Origin of the sequence: Klebsiella sp. HMSC09D12 (assembly GCF_001808475.1) — a bacterium.
Taxonomy (GTDB): domain Bacteria; phylum Pseudomonadota; class Gammaproteobacteria; order Enterobacterales; family Enterobacteriaceae; genus Klebsiella; species Klebsiella oxytoca.
This window is the reverse complement of record NZ_KV793500.1, coordinates 87,155-102,663: the sequence shown is the minus strand read 5'-3', so window position 1 is coordinate 102,663 and position 15,509 is coordinate 87,155. Positions and strand designations below refer to the sequence as shown.

Sequence of the window (15,509 nt, the reverse complement as noted above, 5' to 3'; positions counted from 1 at the left end):
AGAGTTCCATCATGGTGAACTCTGGGTTATGACGTACGGAAATACCTTCGTTACGGAAGTTACGGTTGATCTCGAATACCCGTTCAAAGCCGCCGACCACCAGCCGTTTCAGATACAGCTCCGGCGCGATGCGCAGATACATATCCAGATCGAGCGCATTATGATGGGTGATAAACGGACGCGCGGAAGCGCCGCCGGGGATCACCTGCATCATCGGGGTTTCCACTTCCATAAAGCCGCGCGCAACCATGAACTGACGCATGGCGGCGAGGATCTGCGAACGCACCTTGAAGGTGTGGCGCGACTCTTCGTTGGAAATCAGATCCAGATAGCGCTGACGATAGCGCGCTTCCTGATCCTGCAGGCCGTGAAACTTGTCCGGCAGCGGGCGTAATGCCTTGGTCAGCAGGCGCAGCTCGGTACAGTGAATGGAGAGTTCGCCGGTTTGGGTTTTAAACAGCTTACCGCGGGCGGCGATGATGTCGCCGAGATCCCATTTCTTAAACTGTTCGTTGTAGACGCCTTCCGCCAGATCGTCGCGCGCGACGTACAGCTGAATGCGGCCGCCGACGTCCTGTAAAGTAACGAAAGAGGCTTTACCCATAATGCGGCGAGTCATCATGCGGCCAGCCACGGAGACCTCGACATTCAGAGAGGTGAGCTCGTCGTTTTCCTTACCATCGAACTCCGCATGAAGCTGGTCAGAAGTGTGGTCACGGCGAAAATCGTTCGGGAACGCCACGCCCTGCTCGCGCAGCGCGGCCAGTTTTTCACGACGGGTTTTCAGTTCATTATTAAGGTCAATTGCCTCATCGGCACCTTGTGCTTGTTGTTCAGACATGTTGGTTCCTCATAACCCTGCTTGCAAACTTGCTTCGATAATTGAACCAGGTGCTATCCAGCGCGGCCTGTCCCGGTGACGACACCAAAGAATAATCTTCAGGAGCCTGGCTTCAATTCCGGCTGATTTCACTCAGCCATCGCTTCAGTAACACTTTTTTATCTTCGGCTTCCGCGCTCGCCAGAATATCCTCCTCCTGTTCAGTAAAGGGTGCAAGGAGCGGCTTGTCGCTCCGCTGTTGAGGTTGCCGATCCCCGGCTCGCGGCGTAAACGCCTTAGCCGGGCTACCAGGCAGCACAATTTTGTCGCCCCGGTAAGCGCAGCGCGACCGGGGGGAGATTTCCCGCAAAGCCGCATCTGTCGCCAGCCGAAGGCTAGGCGCCGCCTCCGGGAAGCTCACCGGCGGCCGCGCGGCGTTTGCCAACGCTGAACGCGGCGGCGAAGGCGACGACGACAATGATCGCCACGCAGCCCAGCGTCCATTCGCCCATCTGCGCAAAGAAGTGCTGATACGCGGCAATTGCCGTATCGCTGATTTGCGACTCGGTGGTCTGCTGGGCGACGACGCCCGCCAGCCAGTTAGCGACCGCGCCGGTCGCCAGCATATAAATGCCGGTCAGCATGCCGGTAACGCCGGGCATATTGAGGCGGGTGATCTGCGCCATCGCCACCGGGTCAATAAACAGTTCGGCAAAGCCCATCAGCGCCAGTCCTGCCACCATCATGCCCATCGATGCCTGCCCTTGCGCCGCGCCGTGGCGTGCGTTAAGCGCCAGCAGCATAAAGCCGCAGCCCATCAGCACCAGACCAAAGGCGAACTTCAGCCATACGCGCAGCGCCGAGCGCACGGAACCTTCCGGACGCATCAACCACGCCAGTACGACGCCCGCCGCCATCACCGCCACGGCGTTAACCGACTGGAAGAGCGCGGTCGGCACTTCAATATTCAACAAGCGGCGGTTCACAAAGTGGTCGATGAACAGGCTAATCGAGCTCCCGCCCTGCTGCGCCAGAACCCAGAACAGGGTACCGGCCAGCATCAGCAGAACGATCTGCCACAGCGCGCGGCGATGTTCCGGGGATTTGACCATAATGCGGGCTACCATCTGGGCGGCGAACACGCAAACTATCGCCAGCAGATAGCCGGACCAGTTATTTTCCAGCAGCAGCGTAAAGAACACCGGCGCAACGCAGAGCATCACCACCAGCCAGCCCCAGGTCGGCAGCACAAACTTCACCGTCCGCAGCGCCTGTTTATCGACACCGCGGGTATCACGGAAGTAGCGGCTACCGCTGAGGAAGATCATCAGGCCGACAAACATGCCGATCCCCGCCAGCGCAAAACCGATATGCCAGCCGTACCACTGCGCCGCCAGCCCGCAGGCGATGGGCGCGGCGATGGAGCCGACGTTACCGGCGGCGTACAGCAGCGAGAAACCGCCATCGCGGCGCCGATCGTCAACGGCATAGAGTTCGCCCAGCAGGCAGCTAATGTTGGATTTGAACAAGCCGTAGCCGCAGATAATGATCGCCAGCGCGAGATACAGGCTCCAGGTGGAAGTGGATTCGACGCCCAGCACTACGTGGCCAAGCGTCATTAACAGCGCGCCGGCAATCACCGCCGTGCGGTTGCCGAGCAGGCGGTCGGCAAGCCAGCCGCCGAGAATAGGAGTGACGTACACCAGAGAGGCGTAAGCGCTGAACAGGCTGATGGCATGGCTGTCATCAAAGCCGAGCTGATGGGTGAGATAGAGGATAAGCAAGGCACGCATGCCGTAAAAGCTGAAATATTCCCAGATTTGGATCGCAACGATGTAATAAATCGCGCGCGGCTGTGAGGGTGTTTTCATATGTTCTCCTTGCAGCGTGAAAAAAGGGAAGTGGCAAGCCACTTCCCTGTTGTGCATCGATTATTTGTTGTTTTCTTCTTTCAGCACTTTAACGGTGTAACGACCATCCGCCTGACGATAGGCGCCGTGGATATCGGTTTCAAAGCCCGGGTAGTGGGCGCCGATTTCGCACAGCATCTGCAGGAACTCCAGCACCGGACGGCTCTCTTCGGTGATCATTTCACCCGGCATGACCAGCGGCACTCCCGGAGGATACGGCAGGATCATGTTGGCGTTAACGCGACCCACCATCTCTTCGAGATACACCTCTTCGGTCTGACCGTGCAGCTCTTTCTGGAACGCGGCGTACGGCGTGATCACCATGGTCGGCAGCACTTCGAACGCGCGGAACATCAGGTCCGGCAGGTTGTGATGCTCAATCAATTTGTGAATGTTCTGCGCCAGTTCCTGAACGCGCATGTTTTCGTAGAATTCAGGATCTTCACGATACAGCGACGGCAGCATGTTTTTCACCCGCAGGTTCAGATCGAACGCGCGTTTGAAATCGGTCAGCGCGCGCAGCAGGCTCAGCGCTTTGGTTTTATCGATACCGATACTGAACAGGAACAGCAGGTTGTACGGGCCGGTTTTTTCGACCACGATACCGTGCTCGTCGAGATACTTCGCCACGATGCTGGCCGGAATACCGAACTCATCCATGGTGCCGTCTTTCTTCATCCCCGGGGTCAGCAAGGTGACTTTAATCGGGTCGAGATACATGTGCTCGTTGTCGATGTTTTTGAAACCGTGCCATGCGCTGTCGGAACGCAGCGGCCAGCATTCAGGACCATCGATATGTTCTGGCTGCCAGACGTCGAAGAACCAGCCGTCGGACTCGCCTTTCAGACGTTTGATCTCTTTACGGAACTTGATAGAACGTTCGATAGAGCCGTCGATCAGGCGCTTACCGGCGTTGCCTTTCATCATCGCCGCCGCGGTTTCCGTAGAAGCCACCACGCCGTAGTGCGGAGACGTTGTGGTGTGCATCATGTAGGCTTCGTTAAAGGTTTCTTCGTTAACGTCGCCTTTGACGTGGATCATCGAAGCCTGAGAGAACGCCGCCAGCAATTTGTGCGTGGACTGGGTTTCATAAATCACTTTGCCTTCAACGCGGCCGCCGCTCATCCCGCATTTGCCTTCATAAATCGGCGAGAAGTTGGTGTAAGGCACCCACGCGGAGTCAAAGTGGATGGATTTCACATCCAGGGTTTTCTTGATGTAGTCCGTGTTGTACAGCAGACCATCATAGGTGGAGTTGGTGATCACCGCGTGCACCGGCCAGGTCGCGTTCGGGGTTTCTTTTACGCGCTTCGCGATGGTCGCATGCTGGAATTCGCTCTGCGGAATACCGCCGAGGATACCGTAGGCGTTACGCGTCGGGCGGAAGTAGATTGGCGTAATGTCGCTCATCATCATCAGATGGGTCAGCGATTTATGGCAGTTACGGTCAATCAGTACGGTGCTACCTGCTGGCGCAGAGTACATCCCGACGATTTTGTTAGCGGTAGAGGTCCCGTTCGTCACCATGTAGCTGCGTTCCGCGTTGAAGACGCGAGCGATGTACTCTTCCGCTTCTTTGTGCGGGCCGCTGTGGTCCAGCAGAGAACCAAGTTCAGATACCGAAATGGAGATATCGGATTTCATGGTATTGGAACCAAAGAAATCGTAGAAGATGCTGCCGACCGGGCTTTTCTGGAACGCGGTACCGCCCATATGGCCTGGCGTACAGAAGGTATATTTGCCTTCACGTACGTATTTAAACAGCGCTTTGGTCAGCGGCGGCAGAATGGTGTCGATATACTCGTCAGTATTCTGTTTGATTTTATTCGCAATATCTTCCGCGGCGCCCAGCGCATATTCGAAGAAGCGAACCTGCATCCGCAGATCGTTGAGACTGACGTCCAGCGTTGAGTAAGTATTTGCAAAGGCATACAGCGGCATATATTCGTTCATTTTGCTGATGTCTTCGCACAGTTCGAGATTGTATTTATCCCAGTCGAAGATAACGCCGCACAGACGCGCATTGTTTTCGATAAGTTTTAATAAGTCTTCACGGTCGTTCGGGTAGACAATACGGAAGTCCAGGCGTTCGAGGGCGCGATGCAGTTCACGGATGGGTTCTTCTTTGAAGTAGACACCCATGTGATTCATGATTGCGATAACGTTCATAGTCAAATCTCCAGATAAAGAAAGCCCCTCCCGCCACGTCGTGACAGGTGATGGAAGGAGCCTCAGGAATAGGGTTGCTGATTAATGCGCGCTGGCGGTGTTGCTATCTGCTGAGTTGTCGTTGTTCTGGCGCTGGTGCATTTTGCGACCGTAGAACATCAGGATAATCAGGCTGACGATAAAGGTACCGGCCAGTTCGAAGGAGCTTGCCCCCATCAGGGCGATGAAGCAGAACGCGCAGCCGAGTACGGAGCAAATCAGGCTGACGAAGTTGCGTACATTGATGCCTTCGAAGCGAATCAGGTCAACGCAGGAGTAGAAGTAAGGCAGCATAGTCAGCAGTACCGCGATACCGGTCAACTCGCCGAACAGGTCAGAAGCTTTGCCGCCAGTAGAGTTCATCAGGGTAATCAGTACCATCAGCGCGGTCATTTTCACCGCGGCCAGCAGCAGGCCTTTTTTCGGGATCCCGTTGCTGTCGACTTCGCCATACACTTTCGGGAAGTTACCGTCATTGGCGGCACGTACGCCGGCCTGACCCACCAGCATCATCCACGAACCGAGCGAAGTCAGGCACGCAAAGGCGGTGAAGGCGGAAACCATCGGCGCAGCCCAGCCGCCGAGAATAGTGGAGGCGCTCACTGCAAACGGCGCACCGGATGCGGCCATCTGAGAAGCAGGATACATACCCGCAATAACCTGAGTCGCTGCGATGTAGACGATACCGGCCATCGCAGTGCCCAGCATGGTAGCCAGCGGCACGGTGCGTTTCGGGTTTTTCACCATTCCGGTACTGACGGCGGCGGATTCCACCCCGACAAAGGCCCACAGGCAGAGCAGAATACTTTTGATTACCGCATGACTGTCAGTAGTGCTGGAGGTGTTCCAGTTTGCCTGATAGGTTGCGGCATCAAACCAGTGCCAGCCGACCACGGCGGTCATAACTACCGGAATAAGTACCAGCACCAGGCCAATGGTTGTCAAGCGGCTAACCCAGGTCCCGCCGAGCATATTCACGAAGGTGAATATCCATACGATGGCAATACAGGCAATACCTGCCGGCACCGGGTTATTTAAAATTGGGAAGAACGTTGATAAATAAGAGACGGCGGTAATACCGATTGCCAGATTACCGATCCAGTTGGCGTGATAATAAAGCACACCGGTCTGGAAACCGAACGCCGGAGATATTTCACCGGCGTAGGCAATAGGGCCGCCCTGCTGCGGGTTCTTGGTCGCCAGTCGGGCATAAACATAAGCCAGAGACATCGCGCCAATAATAGAAATCACCCAACCCCAGATGGCAATACCACCGATGCTAGCGAGGTTTGCAGGTAATAATGCGATACCGCTCCCCATCATATTACCGGCGACGACGCCGGTACAGGCAAATAGCCCGATCTTCTTGGCAGAACTCATGTTTGCTTTTCTCCTAAGTTTATTTGGGAGGTACAGATCATGATGATGAACCTTTTATTGACCCGACCAACTGCCAACAAGATTACGGATTAGTACGAGATAAGTCCTAAAGATAAAGTGAAATAACTGCAAACGTCAGACAAATGATATTTTGACCTTTTTCGTGCAACATATCAGGATGACATGTTGATATCAGGAAAAGATAAATGAAGTTATTTTTCAATAAGTTGTGAACTCTAAATCGTGTTGAAAAGGTGTTACATGCGGGACCGGACTGGTTATAAGATATAACAATCTGGCGGCTCATGAGAAACATAATTTTAACCTCATCACGGCCAAAACCATGGCCGTGATGAGGGTTTACTTATTCTGAAGCGAGGAAATTATCGAGATACGGTACCACTCGGGTTACAGAGGTCTGGAATACCGCGTTTTCAATCCAGTAAAACGTATTCTCTCCCGGCCGTAAATTAAACGCCGTCAGATAGGCATCGGCAGCTTCCCGGTTCTGTCCTTTCATTTCGTACACTTTGCCCAGCAGCACATAGTTCATCCACGACATTTCCAGATCAATCCCGGAATTAATCGCGCTGTAGGCTTCATCGACTTTGCCTTTACCCAGCATGTCTACCGTTTTAATTTGATAAAATATTGCCATATCTTTAATCCCCGGCATATTACCCACCCGGGTTATTTCGCTGTAAAGATCGGCCAGTTGTTTATCATCTAACGGCTGTTGGGAATGGCGTAATACGTCCACCAGCGCCTTTTCCGCCCAGGCGTAGGTAAAGTCCGGCGACTGCTTATTCACATCCGCAAGCAGGCTACTGGCTTTGCCCAGCGAATCGACGTCTCCGTTCATTAATAACTGATGCGCCTGATAGAAATGCGTGAGCGCGATACTTTGCGACGGCTGATACTGCTTAAGCATCTCCTGCATTCGCGCCGGCCATGGCTGCTTAAGCGCGTCCGACAGGCTACTCAGCAGGTCGTTTTGAATCGACAGCTGGTTGTCGCTGGTCACGAAGTAGCGCTTGTCCATCATCGTCGATCCGTCGGCGTTATCCACCACTTTGACCGACATAAAGCACTGCTGCGCGCGATAGTGCCGCTGGTTGACGAACTCAATGGTCAGGGTTTTTCCGGAACTGCTCGGCTCATTGATGTTGTAGTTGGTTTTATCATGCACCATAAAGGTGGAGAACGTGTTCAGCGAGGTGGTAATCAGGCTCCCCAGGCCGATGGCATAGGAGTGCTGCGATGACCAGTTGTTACAGGTATTGCCGCTGAGCAGGTGGATATCAACATCCCGCGGGTTGAGCAGTATGCGGGTTTTTGTGACCGGCGGGCGCGACTCCAGGGTGGATAATGCCACCAGCGCCACGCAGCTTGCCAGCGCCAGCAAAAACAGGCCCCAGACGATAAAGGTACTCAGCCGCTTACGTTTTTCCGGCTTCGCCACCGGCGCCATCTCTGGCGCAGCCGCCTCAGGCTGCGGGGAAACCGATGGCGCGTCCACGGCGACCGTCGGCGTTTCTGCAGGAATAACCGGCGTCAGTTCCTCCCCCTCTTCCGTACACCAAATCACCGGCACCGTTAGCTTATAGCCGCGTTTAGGAACGGTAGCGATATATTCCATGCTGCTATCGTCGCCATCTTTCAGCGACTTACGTAGCTCAGAAACGCTTTGCGTGACGACGTGACTGGTCACAACGTTGCGGGTCCAGACGTTGTCGATAAGCTCATCCCGACTCAGTACTTCATCAGGATGGCGGGCAAAGAAAACCAGAAGATCGATTAAGCGCGGTTCGAGAGTTAGCTGACGCCCCTTGCGGCTAATTTGGTTAACAGAGGGAGTAACCAGCCATTCTCCAACGCGAACAACAGGTTGTTGCATAAAAAAGAGCCCCAGGACGAAAAGGGAAAGGCGGGATGATAACACATTTCCCCTACCTATTAATGATAGGGGTCATGACCATGAACGCAATATATTCTTCTCCGTTTTCGAAGCGTGACAAACTTTCATTTGCTAAAGACTTTTCTTTGATTCACCGCGATGTTCCTTGAGGAGACGAAAGTCTGCCCTTTTTGACCTTATTTTCGCCGAATGTGTGACCTGAGCAAAGCTTAGGCACGACAATCGTCGCCCAACCGTGGGGATATGCTATTTTTAGGTCGCCCGGCACAGATCGGACCGCCGAACAGATGGCCGAAAAACAGCGCCTCACCCGCAGCGTAAAGGAATGTCGACGATGAACTACAAATTAGATAAGCAAATTGTGCACAATGACGTTTTAAGAAATAGCTTCATTGATCTTGCGATTAAAACCTTCGATCTCTCCTTTAAAGAGTGGTACCGCAAAGGATACTGGACCGACGCCTATATTCCCTACGCCCTCGTCAGCAACAATAAAGTGATTGCTAACGCCTCCGCCAATATTATCGATCTGGTCTGGCAGGATGAACCCCGCCGCTATATTCAAATCGGTACCGTGATGACCGATGTCGATCATCGTAATAAGGGCCTCGCCGGTCAGCTCGTGAATGCCATTCTGGCGGACTGGCAGGATAAAGCCGATGCTTTCTTTCTGTTCGCTAACCCAAACACCGTTGATTTTTATCCAAAATTCGGCTTCGAGCGCACCGAGGAGCATCAGGCTATCCTGCCAGTAATGCCGGCGGCGGGCGACTTCCGCAAGCTCGATATGGATCGGCCGGAGGATGTCGCGCTATTACAGCGGTATTATGAAAAATCGAATCCCTTTTCGCAGCTGCGCGTACAGAATAACTTCGGTTTATTGATGTTTTACTGTTCCGCGTTTATGAAGCACTTCGTCTTTTATTCCGAGAAAAATCAGGCTATCGCCATCGCGATGCAAAACGGACCGGCGCTGATCTGTTTTGATATTTTTTGCGACAGCGGCCGTTCTTTGTCGGCCATTATTAATGAGCTCGCCGATGAAAATACCTATCAGGCCGTGCTGGGCTTTACTCCCAAAGAGAACCGGGTTGGTGAGTATGAAAAAATTGAAGGCGAAGATCTTCTGTTTATCTACGGACAAAAAGAAAATATCTTCAAAGCGCATAAGCTGATGTTCCCGCTTTTATCCCACGCCTGACCGAGACCAGGGCCCGCGTTCGGGCCTTATTGCGCCAGTAGCCACTGTTCAAACGCCTGTAGCGCCGATTCATTGATCCCGGGCTCCAGCGGTTTAACCAGACAAAAGCGCTTGCTCAGGCTGCGAGCCAAAGGCCAGGGCGCAACCAGCGTCCCGTTTTCAAGCTCTTTTTCAACGTACACGTGCGGTACCAGCGCAACGCCCTGCCCGGCCAGCGCGGCGGCTATCGCCATCTCATGCAGATCGTAGCGCACGCCCCGCGCCGGATGATCCAGCGCGATCCCACACTCTTCAGCATAGCGCGGCCAGGCGTCGGGGTTTTGCCGTCGGTGAATGCGCGGTAACAGGTTCAACTGACTCAAGGCTTCGCCTCCCGTGAACAACGCAGAATGGCATACCGGCACCAGCCGCTCCTCAAACAGAAATTGCCGGCGCATTCCGGCCCATGCGGGATGCTCAAAGTGCACCGCCGCATCAAAACCACTGCCGGTAAGAATAAACGGCTCGGTTCTGACCGCGATGTTCAGCATGATGTCCGGGTAGCGGCGATGAAAATCCCCCAGACGGGGAATCAACCAACGGCTGGCAAAGGTCGGGGGGGAGGCGATTTCCAGGCTTCGGCTGCCGTCCGCGACGCCCATCAGATACTGAGCGTCGCGTTCCAGCCGCTCCAGCGTCTCGCGCACATGGTGCGCATAGCGCGCGCCGTTAGGATTCAGCCGCACCCGGCTTCCCGTCCGTTCAAACAGTTTGCAATTCAGCAGCGATTCCAGGCGGGCGATTTGCCGACTTATCGCCCCTTCGGTAAGCGACAGTTCTTCCGCCGCGCGGGCAAAATTACCGTGCCTGGCGGCGGCCTCAAAGGCCTGCAGAGAGGCGCTGCTGGGGAGTTTTTTTCGCATACGGGTATCCGGTTTACGCGGTGCATTGATGACAAAAGATCATTGAAGGATGAAATAATATCGTTTCAGGCGGCTCAGTGCAGCACGTAGGATGATTAAACGTCAATATCACCCTTCAATCATGCAGAGGCTTGCCCATGCTATATATCGTTGAGTGCAGTTACGCCGATCCGGAAAGCGAAGCCAGCTGGAATACGTTTTACAGCCAGCACAAGCTGCCGGCGCTGGTTTCCGTCGGCGGTTTCCGCGCCTCGCAGCGCTTTCGCGCCCTTTCCTCCCGCAGCCCGCTCTATCTGGCGATTCATACCATTACCGATGCAGCCGTTATCGCCAGCGAAGAGTATCGGCTTAAAGGCGGCGGCAACTTTTCGCGCTGGCAGGCGCATATTTGCGACTGGCGCCGCAACCTGTATCGGTACGACGATGTATTTCCGCAGGTCTCCCAGGATGAGGTTCTGTTACTCAGCCCGGCGCCGCTGGACTTCATTGACGCAGAACTGGGGTATCCGCCGACCATACTGCACGCTGCCGGGCTGGATAACAATCCGCCGCAGCGCGTGGCCTACATTCTGCCGCGCCGGGAGGCCAGGCTGCTTGCGGGACAGGAAAAATACCGCATCTACGAGACCATGGGCGCTCAGCTGCTCAGCTCTCTTGATATTCAACCTGATGCACGCTAAGAGGCCATAATGCGCAATCCCGCTTTTATCTCCCGCCAGATTGGCGACTTTCAGGTGATGGCCCTTAGCGACGGCAGTATGGCCGCCAGCCTGACGCTGCTTTCCGGTATCAATAGCGATGATGCTCTGGAAATCCAGCGCCATGCCGGCATCATTGCGCCGGATGATATCGACATTAATGCCTATCTTATTCGCGGCCAGGGAAGGACGATTCTGGTCGATGCAGGTACAGGAGGCGGCACGCTTGCCGCGAGTTTGCAAGCGGCGGGGGTTGGAGCAGAAGAGATCGATACCGTACTACTGACCCACGGCCACCCGGATCACATTGGCGGCCTGTTGGATGCTCACGGCGCGCCATGCTTTCCCAACGCCCGTCTTCATCTGCATCCTCTGGAAGCGGAGTACTGGCAGGATGACGGTATGTTGAATCGGGCAAATGAGCGGGGACAGCGCAACTTCGCCCTCGCCCGCCGAACCCTGGGCGCGTGGGCCCGCCGCCTCAGCTTTCTCGATGAGAGAGAGGTCGTCCCGGGTATCCGCCCGCTTTGGCTACCCGGACACACGCCGGGCCATTGCGGGTTTCGCATCGACTCCGCTCCGCAAAGCCTGCTGATTTGGGGGGATATTGTCCATTTTCCGCATGTTCAGACCGCCCGGCCCGCCTCTGCCATCGCTTTTGATAGCGACCCCGCGCAGGCCAGAGCGACGCGGGAATCGCTCCTCGCCCGGGCCACAAGCGAAAACCTGCTCGTCGCCGGTATGCATCTTGGCGGCTCGGGATTTGCACATGTGCTACCGACCTCCTGCGGCTATCGTCTCGATTATGCCGCGCAGTAACAGGAAATCTGGCCAGTGAGGTTTACTTCTGGCCGCGTTTCTCTTATCCAACCCACATTTATTTAGCATCTGCTGAAAGATTGAGCTGACTCGCGTTTATTTTCCAAAGCAAATATAAAATAGCATTTCACTATAAATGAATTATTGTTTTGTTTTTCCATGAGATATGACATTAAGGAAAATATATGCGCAATACCTTCCGACCTTCACGCCCTATGCTGGCGCTGACTATCGCCCTGGCCGGACTCGCAGGCGGCTGTAATGACAGCGGCGTAAACCGCGATAACCCGGCGGAAGCGCCCGCCTCCGCGCCGCAGAACGTCATGGTTCCCGTCCTGTCTGCTGATGAAAATAGCCTGGTGCTGGTTTGGGAAAAGCCGGAATCAGAGACGCAGCAGGTGGTGGACTACGCGATTTACCGCCAGGGCGAGCGGCTGGGTCTGGCGCGCGAAAATCAAAACCATTTTTCACCGGCCAAACCCTATATTGATAACTTCTATCAGCGGATTGCCAGCGACGGCTGGCAGCAGCCAATCGATTTGCGTACCTTTACGGTCACTCACCTGCAGCCGGATACGGAATATGCCTTTACGGTGCGCGCGGTCTACGCCGATGGCCAGGAATCTCCGGACAGCGCGGTGGTTAAAGCGCAAACCCGCAAAACGCCGCACGTCATCGAAGCCAGAACCTTTGGTGCAAAGGGTGATGGCACCACGCTGAATACCCAGGCGCTGCAGCAGGCGATCGATAACTGTACGGTCTCGCACTATCCTCAGGGCTGCAAAGTGCTGATTTCCGGCGGCATATTCAAGAGCGGCGCGCTGTTCCTGCACAGCGATATGACCCTGGAGATTGCGGCTGACGCCACCCTGCTGGGTTCAGACGATCCGGCCCAGTATCCGCTGGAAAAAGGCTATTACCTCTATCCCTACAGCGATCATCCGCAGCCCCGTCGCCCGCCATCATTAATTAACGTGCTGGAAGCGGACGATAAGGGCGAGTCTCCGGCCGGGACGTTTCGCAATATTCGCATCGTCGGTCAAGGTACGATTGACGGCAACGGCTGGACCCGGGGCGTCAAAAGCGGCGGCGAGGCCACAATTATCGATGAAATGGGCAATGAACTGCCGCAGTACCGGGCCAGTAATGCCAATAAAGTTGGCGCAGACGGTATTCTGGCAAAGCATCAGACCGAAGCGGCTATTGCGGAAGGCATCGAAAGCAATAGCGCCTATAAAAATCGCCGCTCCAGCCTGATGACTCTGCGCGGCGTGCACAACCTCTATCTTGCCGGGCTGACAATCCGCAACCCCGCGTTCCACGGGGTAATGGCGCTGGAGTCAAAAAATATCACGCTCAATGGCCTGGTTCACCAGACCTTTGACGGCAATAACGCCGACGGCGTGGAGTTCGGCAATAGCCAGAATGCGCTGGTTTTCAACAACTTCTTTGATACCGGGGATGATTGCGTCAATTTCGCCGCCGGGTTTGGTAAAGGCGCGGAAACTTTTCATCAACAGCCGCAAAGCGGGGCGTGGATCTTTAATAACTATTTCCGTAAAGGCCACGGCGCCGTGGTGACCGGTAGCCATACCGGAGCATGGATCGAAAAAGTTCGCGCCGAGGATAACGTCATGTATATGACCGATGTCGGCCTGCGCATGAAAAGCCGCCCTTACTACGGCGGTGGCGTAAGGGATGTGCTGTTCCGCCATAATGCGATGAAAGATATCGCCAAAGAGCCGTTCGTTTTTACTATCAAATACAGCGCCGACGTGAATGATACGACCCCTGCCGACGAGCCCGCTCAGTTCCGCGACGTTCAGGTGCAGGACGTCACCGTCGATGGTACTTCGGCTAAGCACAGCATCCTGATTGACGGCATGACGGTAGCCGAAATGGCAGAATCATTTGGGCTGACCTATTCTCGCGATGCCTATCACCAGAATCTGCGTTTTTCCAACGTCAGTTTCCGTAACACCAAAGCGACCAGTATCTCCTTCCTGCATGACAGCCAGTTTGATGAGGTAACGTTCGCCAATACGCCGCAGGCCTGGGCGTTTTTCGCCGTCAATGACGTGACGCTCGCTGATAGCCTGCATCAGCAGAGCATCACCCGGGGAGAAAAGGACAAACTTATCCTTGAGGGGGCGATAAAGTAATGGCGTTCCCGGCGGCGTCAGTCGCCGGGTTTTATCAGCGCTTCTGCCTAGACAGAGATCTGTCGCTCAGTGATCCAAAGTAAAGACGCAGGTCATAACCGGTGTATTTAGCGTTCCCCAGACTATATAATCCCGATTTTTAGCAAAGATAAAAATGGGGGATTTCCCGGATAAGCCCATGATATCATAAAGTGGCATTACAAGATCATCAGGAACATCTCCATATTTATTAGTATCTTGTTTACCTGGCAATAATTTATACCGGCCCTCACCCACCGCCATGTAGTCAAAGTTGATGTCCTGTGACAGATAGTAAGTCTCATCGCCATCGACTATTTTTCCGGACAAGGAAACATAACCAGTGTTATTATTCATATCAAATAAAACATGACCATCAAATGTATATGAATCATTTAAGGATGATATATTATAGTATACATTGGCCTCACATGTTTTCATTTTGCTTTTCTTACTGAATAAGCACAACAAATAAATAATCAGAACAATGATAGCGCAGCCTAATAAACCGCAGGAACGGTAGAGCACGTTGTTAGTCATGCTGCCTCCATTGACTTACATAAACGTTATTACAATAAATTATTTTCTTATTTACACTATCCATTGGGCAAAAAGATGAAAATATCCCCCCAGACTTACCCTGCAAAACGTTTCTTTGTGCATATATTATCAACCGGGCTGGACTGCTTTGGCAATGTTCAAGTAACCCAGGATGGTGCCTAACCAAAATATTAAGTAATTTTTCCTGCATACTTTCAGGGATCTGAACATAAGATCTTATTTGACACTTACCGATTTCTTCCAGGTTATTTGAGCTCTTAGCCAGAATCGATGTTGCGGCCACTTCATACCTGGCAAAAAAAACAATAATCAAACTGGCTATCAAAGCTACCACGCCTCCGTGTTTTAGGTAACGAAATCGTTGCTGACGTAATTTTCCTGAAGGTGGTCCTTCCTGGCTTGAGTCATCATACCGTTTGACCTTGATATCTTTCGAGAGATAAAAACCAACGCCGGGGCTTGTTAATATAATATTATCTTTTCTTATCAGGAATGATAATTTCTTTCTGAGGATACTAATATATTGGTTTAAAGATGAATTTGATGCCTCGTGTCCACGGGATTCCCAGACTTGCTCTAAGAAACTTTGTCGAGAAACGACCTTCCCATGTGACGCCATCAGTATAGCCAGAATATGGTTAGCCGTTTTGGTTAACTGGTGTTTCTCCGTTACACCGATATCAATATAAATAAGCTCACCAGACTCAGCGTTATAAAACAATTTGCTTTCAATTAAGTACTTCATATGTTATCTGCATCCTGTGAATAGCAGGGTATGCTGATAAAAGGCAAGAAGCTATTGGGCCCTACAGCATCCCGGAGAAAGTGAAGTATTGTCAACACGTTGTGCCAGCTTTTTAGAGGCTTATAGCTTATCAGTGGAGCCCTGATGTTCGCTCTTCGACATCCGCT

The 15,509-nt window shown here is 53.4% G+C and carries 12 protein-coding genes; 4 read left to right on the top strand and 8 right to left on the bottom strand.

Annotation, left to right across the window (positions count from 1 at the left end; genetic code table 11):
- The 5 genes from lysS to cadC form a co-directional block, all read right to left on the bottom strand.
- On the bottom strand, window positions 1-841 hold an 841-nt coding region (gene lysS, locus HMPREF3178_RS31855), incomplete at its 3' end, for a lysine--tRNA ligase (protein ID WP_228705144.1).
- Window positions 842-1,215: 374 nt separating this feature from the next.
- Window positions 1,216-2,691 (bottom strand): dipeptide permease DtpD, encoded by a 1,476-nt coding sequence (gene dtpD, locus HMPREF3178_RS21280; RefSeq protein ID WP_004099848.1) that lies wholly within the window; start codon window positions 2,689-2,691, stop codon window positions 1,216-1,218.
- Between the two features lie 60 nt (window positions 2,692-2,751).
- Window positions 2,752-4,899 (bottom strand): lysine decarboxylase CadA, encoded by a 2,148-nt coding sequence (cadA, locus tag HMPREF3178_RS21275; RefSeq protein WP_004099846.1) that lies wholly within the window; start codon window positions 4,897-4,899, stop codon window positions 2,752-2,754.
- Window positions 4,900-4,980: 81 nt separating this feature from the next.
- Complete coding sequence (gene cadB, locus HMPREF3178_RS21270) at window positions 4,981-6,318, bottom strand: cadaverine/lysine antiporter (protein WP_004099844.1); 1,338 nt, start codon at window positions 6,316-6,318, stop codon at window positions 4,981-4,983.
- A 364-nt stretch (window positions 6,319-6,682) separates the two neighbouring features.
- On the bottom strand, window positions 6,683-8,215 hold the full coding sequence (gene cadC / locus HMPREF3178_RS21265; RefSeq protein ID WP_016808755.1) for a lysine decarboxylation/transport transcriptional activator CadC: 1,533 nt from the start codon (window positions 8,213-8,215) through the stop codon (window positions 6,683-6,685).
- A gap of 355 nt (window positions 8,216-8,570) precedes the next feature.
- On the opposite strand from cadC, the gene HMPREF3178_RS21260 reads away from it, so the two are divergent.
- A complete protein-coding gene (locus tag HMPREF3178_RS21260) occupies window positions 8,571-9,437 on the top strand; it encodes a GNAT family N-acetyltransferase (RefSeq protein ID WP_004099841.1) in 867 nt (288 codons plus the stop codon).
- A 26-nt stretch (window positions 9,438-9,463) separates the two neighbouring features.
- On the opposite strand, the gene HMPREF3178_RS21255 is transcribed toward HMPREF3178_RS21260, so the two are convergent.
- A complete protein-coding gene (locus HMPREF3178_RS21255) occupies window positions 9,464-10,339 on the bottom strand; it encodes a LysR substrate-binding domain-containing protein (RefSeq protein WP_004099840.1) in 876 nt (291 codons plus the stop codon).
- 137 nt (window positions 10,340-10,476) lie between these two features.
- Here HMPREF3178_RS21255 and HMPREF3178_RS21250 point away from each other — a divergent pair, with 137 nt between their 5' ends.
- The 3 genes from HMPREF3178_RS21250 to HMPREF3178_RS21240 all read left to right on the top strand — a co-directional run bounded on the left by HMPREF3178_RS21250 (window position 10,477) and on the right by HMPREF3178_RS21240 (window position 14,018).
- Window positions 10,477-11,019: a hypothetical protein gene (locus HMPREF3178_RS21250; RefSeq protein WP_004099838.1), complete on the top strand. Its 543-nt coding sequence runs from the start codon at window positions 10,477-10,479 to the stop codon at window positions 11,017-11,019.
- Window positions 11,020-11,028: 9 nt separating this feature from the next.
- Window positions 11,029-11,856, top strand: coding sequence for an MBL fold metallo-hydrolase (locus tag HMPREF3178_RS21245; protein WP_017146443.1), 828 nt, complete (start codon window positions 11,029-11,031; stop codon window positions 11,854-11,856).
- Between the two features lie 185 nt (window positions 11,857-12,041).
- Entirely contained in the window at window positions 12,042-14,018 is a 1,977-nt protein-coding gene (locus HMPREF3178_RS21240; protein WP_017146444.1) for a glycosyl hydrolase family 28 protein, read from the top strand.
- 66 nt (window positions 14,019-14,084) lie between these two features.
- Here HMPREF3178_RS21240 and HMPREF3178_RS21235 read toward each other — a convergent pair whose 3' ends face one another.
- Together HMPREF3178_RS21235 and HMPREF3178_RS21230 are read right to left on the bottom strand one after the other, a co-directional pair.
- Window positions 14,085-14,576, bottom strand: a complete 492-nt coding sequence (locus tag HMPREF3178_RS21235) for a hypothetical protein (RefSeq protein WP_017146445.1) — start codon at window positions 14,574-14,576, stop codon at window positions 14,085-14,087.
- Window positions 14,569-15,342, bottom strand: a complete 774-nt coding sequence (locus tag HMPREF3178_RS21230) for a winged helix-turn-helix domain-containing protein (RefSeq protein ID WP_017146446.1) — start codon at window positions 15,340-15,342, stop codon at window positions 14,569-14,571. The genes HMPREF3178_RS21235 and HMPREF3178_RS21230 overlap by 8 nt, the downstream gene beginning before the upstream one ends.
- Between the last annotated feature and the right edge of the window lie 167 nt (window positions 15,343-15,509).

Excerpts from the sequence above, each read along its gene's own strand:
- dtpD (WP_004099848.1), bottom strand. The coding sequence starts at position 2,691 with ATGAAAACACCCTCACAGCCGCGCGCGATTTATTACATCGTTGCGATC.
- cadA (WP_004099846.1), bottom strand. The coding sequence starts at position 4,899 with ATGAACGTTATCGCAATCATGAATCACATGGGTGTCTACTTCAAAGAA.
- cadB (WP_004099844.1), bottom strand. The coding sequence starts at position 6,318 with ATGAGTTCTGCCAAGAAGATCGGGCTATTTGCCTGTACCGGCGTCGTC.
- cadC (WP_016808755.1), bottom strand. The coding sequence starts at position 8,215 with ATGCAACAACCTGTTGTTCGCGTTGGAGAATGGCTGGTTACTCCCTCT.
- HMPREF3178_RS21260 (WP_004099841.1), top strand. The coding sequence starts at position 8,571 with ATGAACTACAAATTAGATAAGCAAATTGTGCACAATGACGTTTTAAGA.
- HMPREF3178_RS21255 (WP_004099840.1), bottom strand. The coding sequence starts at position 10,339 with ATGCGAAAAAAACTCCCCAGCAGCGCCTCTCTGCAGGCCTTTGAGGCC.
- HMPREF3178_RS21250 (WP_004099838.1), top strand. The coding sequence starts at position 10,477 with ATGCTATATATCGTTGAGTGCAGTTACGCCGATCCGGAAAGCGAAGCC.
- HMPREF3178_RS21245 (WP_017146443.1), top strand. The coding sequence starts at position 11,029 with ATGCGCAATCCCGCTTTTATCTCCCGCCAGATTGGCGACTTTCAGGTG.
- HMPREF3178_RS21240 (WP_017146444.1), top strand. The coding sequence starts at position 12,042 with ATGCGCAATACCTTCCGACCTTCACGCCCTATGCTGGCGCTGACTATC.
- HMPREF3178_RS21235 (WP_017146445.1), bottom strand. The coding sequence starts at position 14,576 with ATGACTAACAACGTGCTCTACCGTTCCTGCGGTTTATTAGGCTGCGCT.
- HMPREF3178_RS21230 (WP_017146446.1), bottom strand. The coding sequence starts at position 15,342 with ATGAAGTACTTAATTGAAAGCAAATTGTTTTATAACGCTGAGTCTGGT.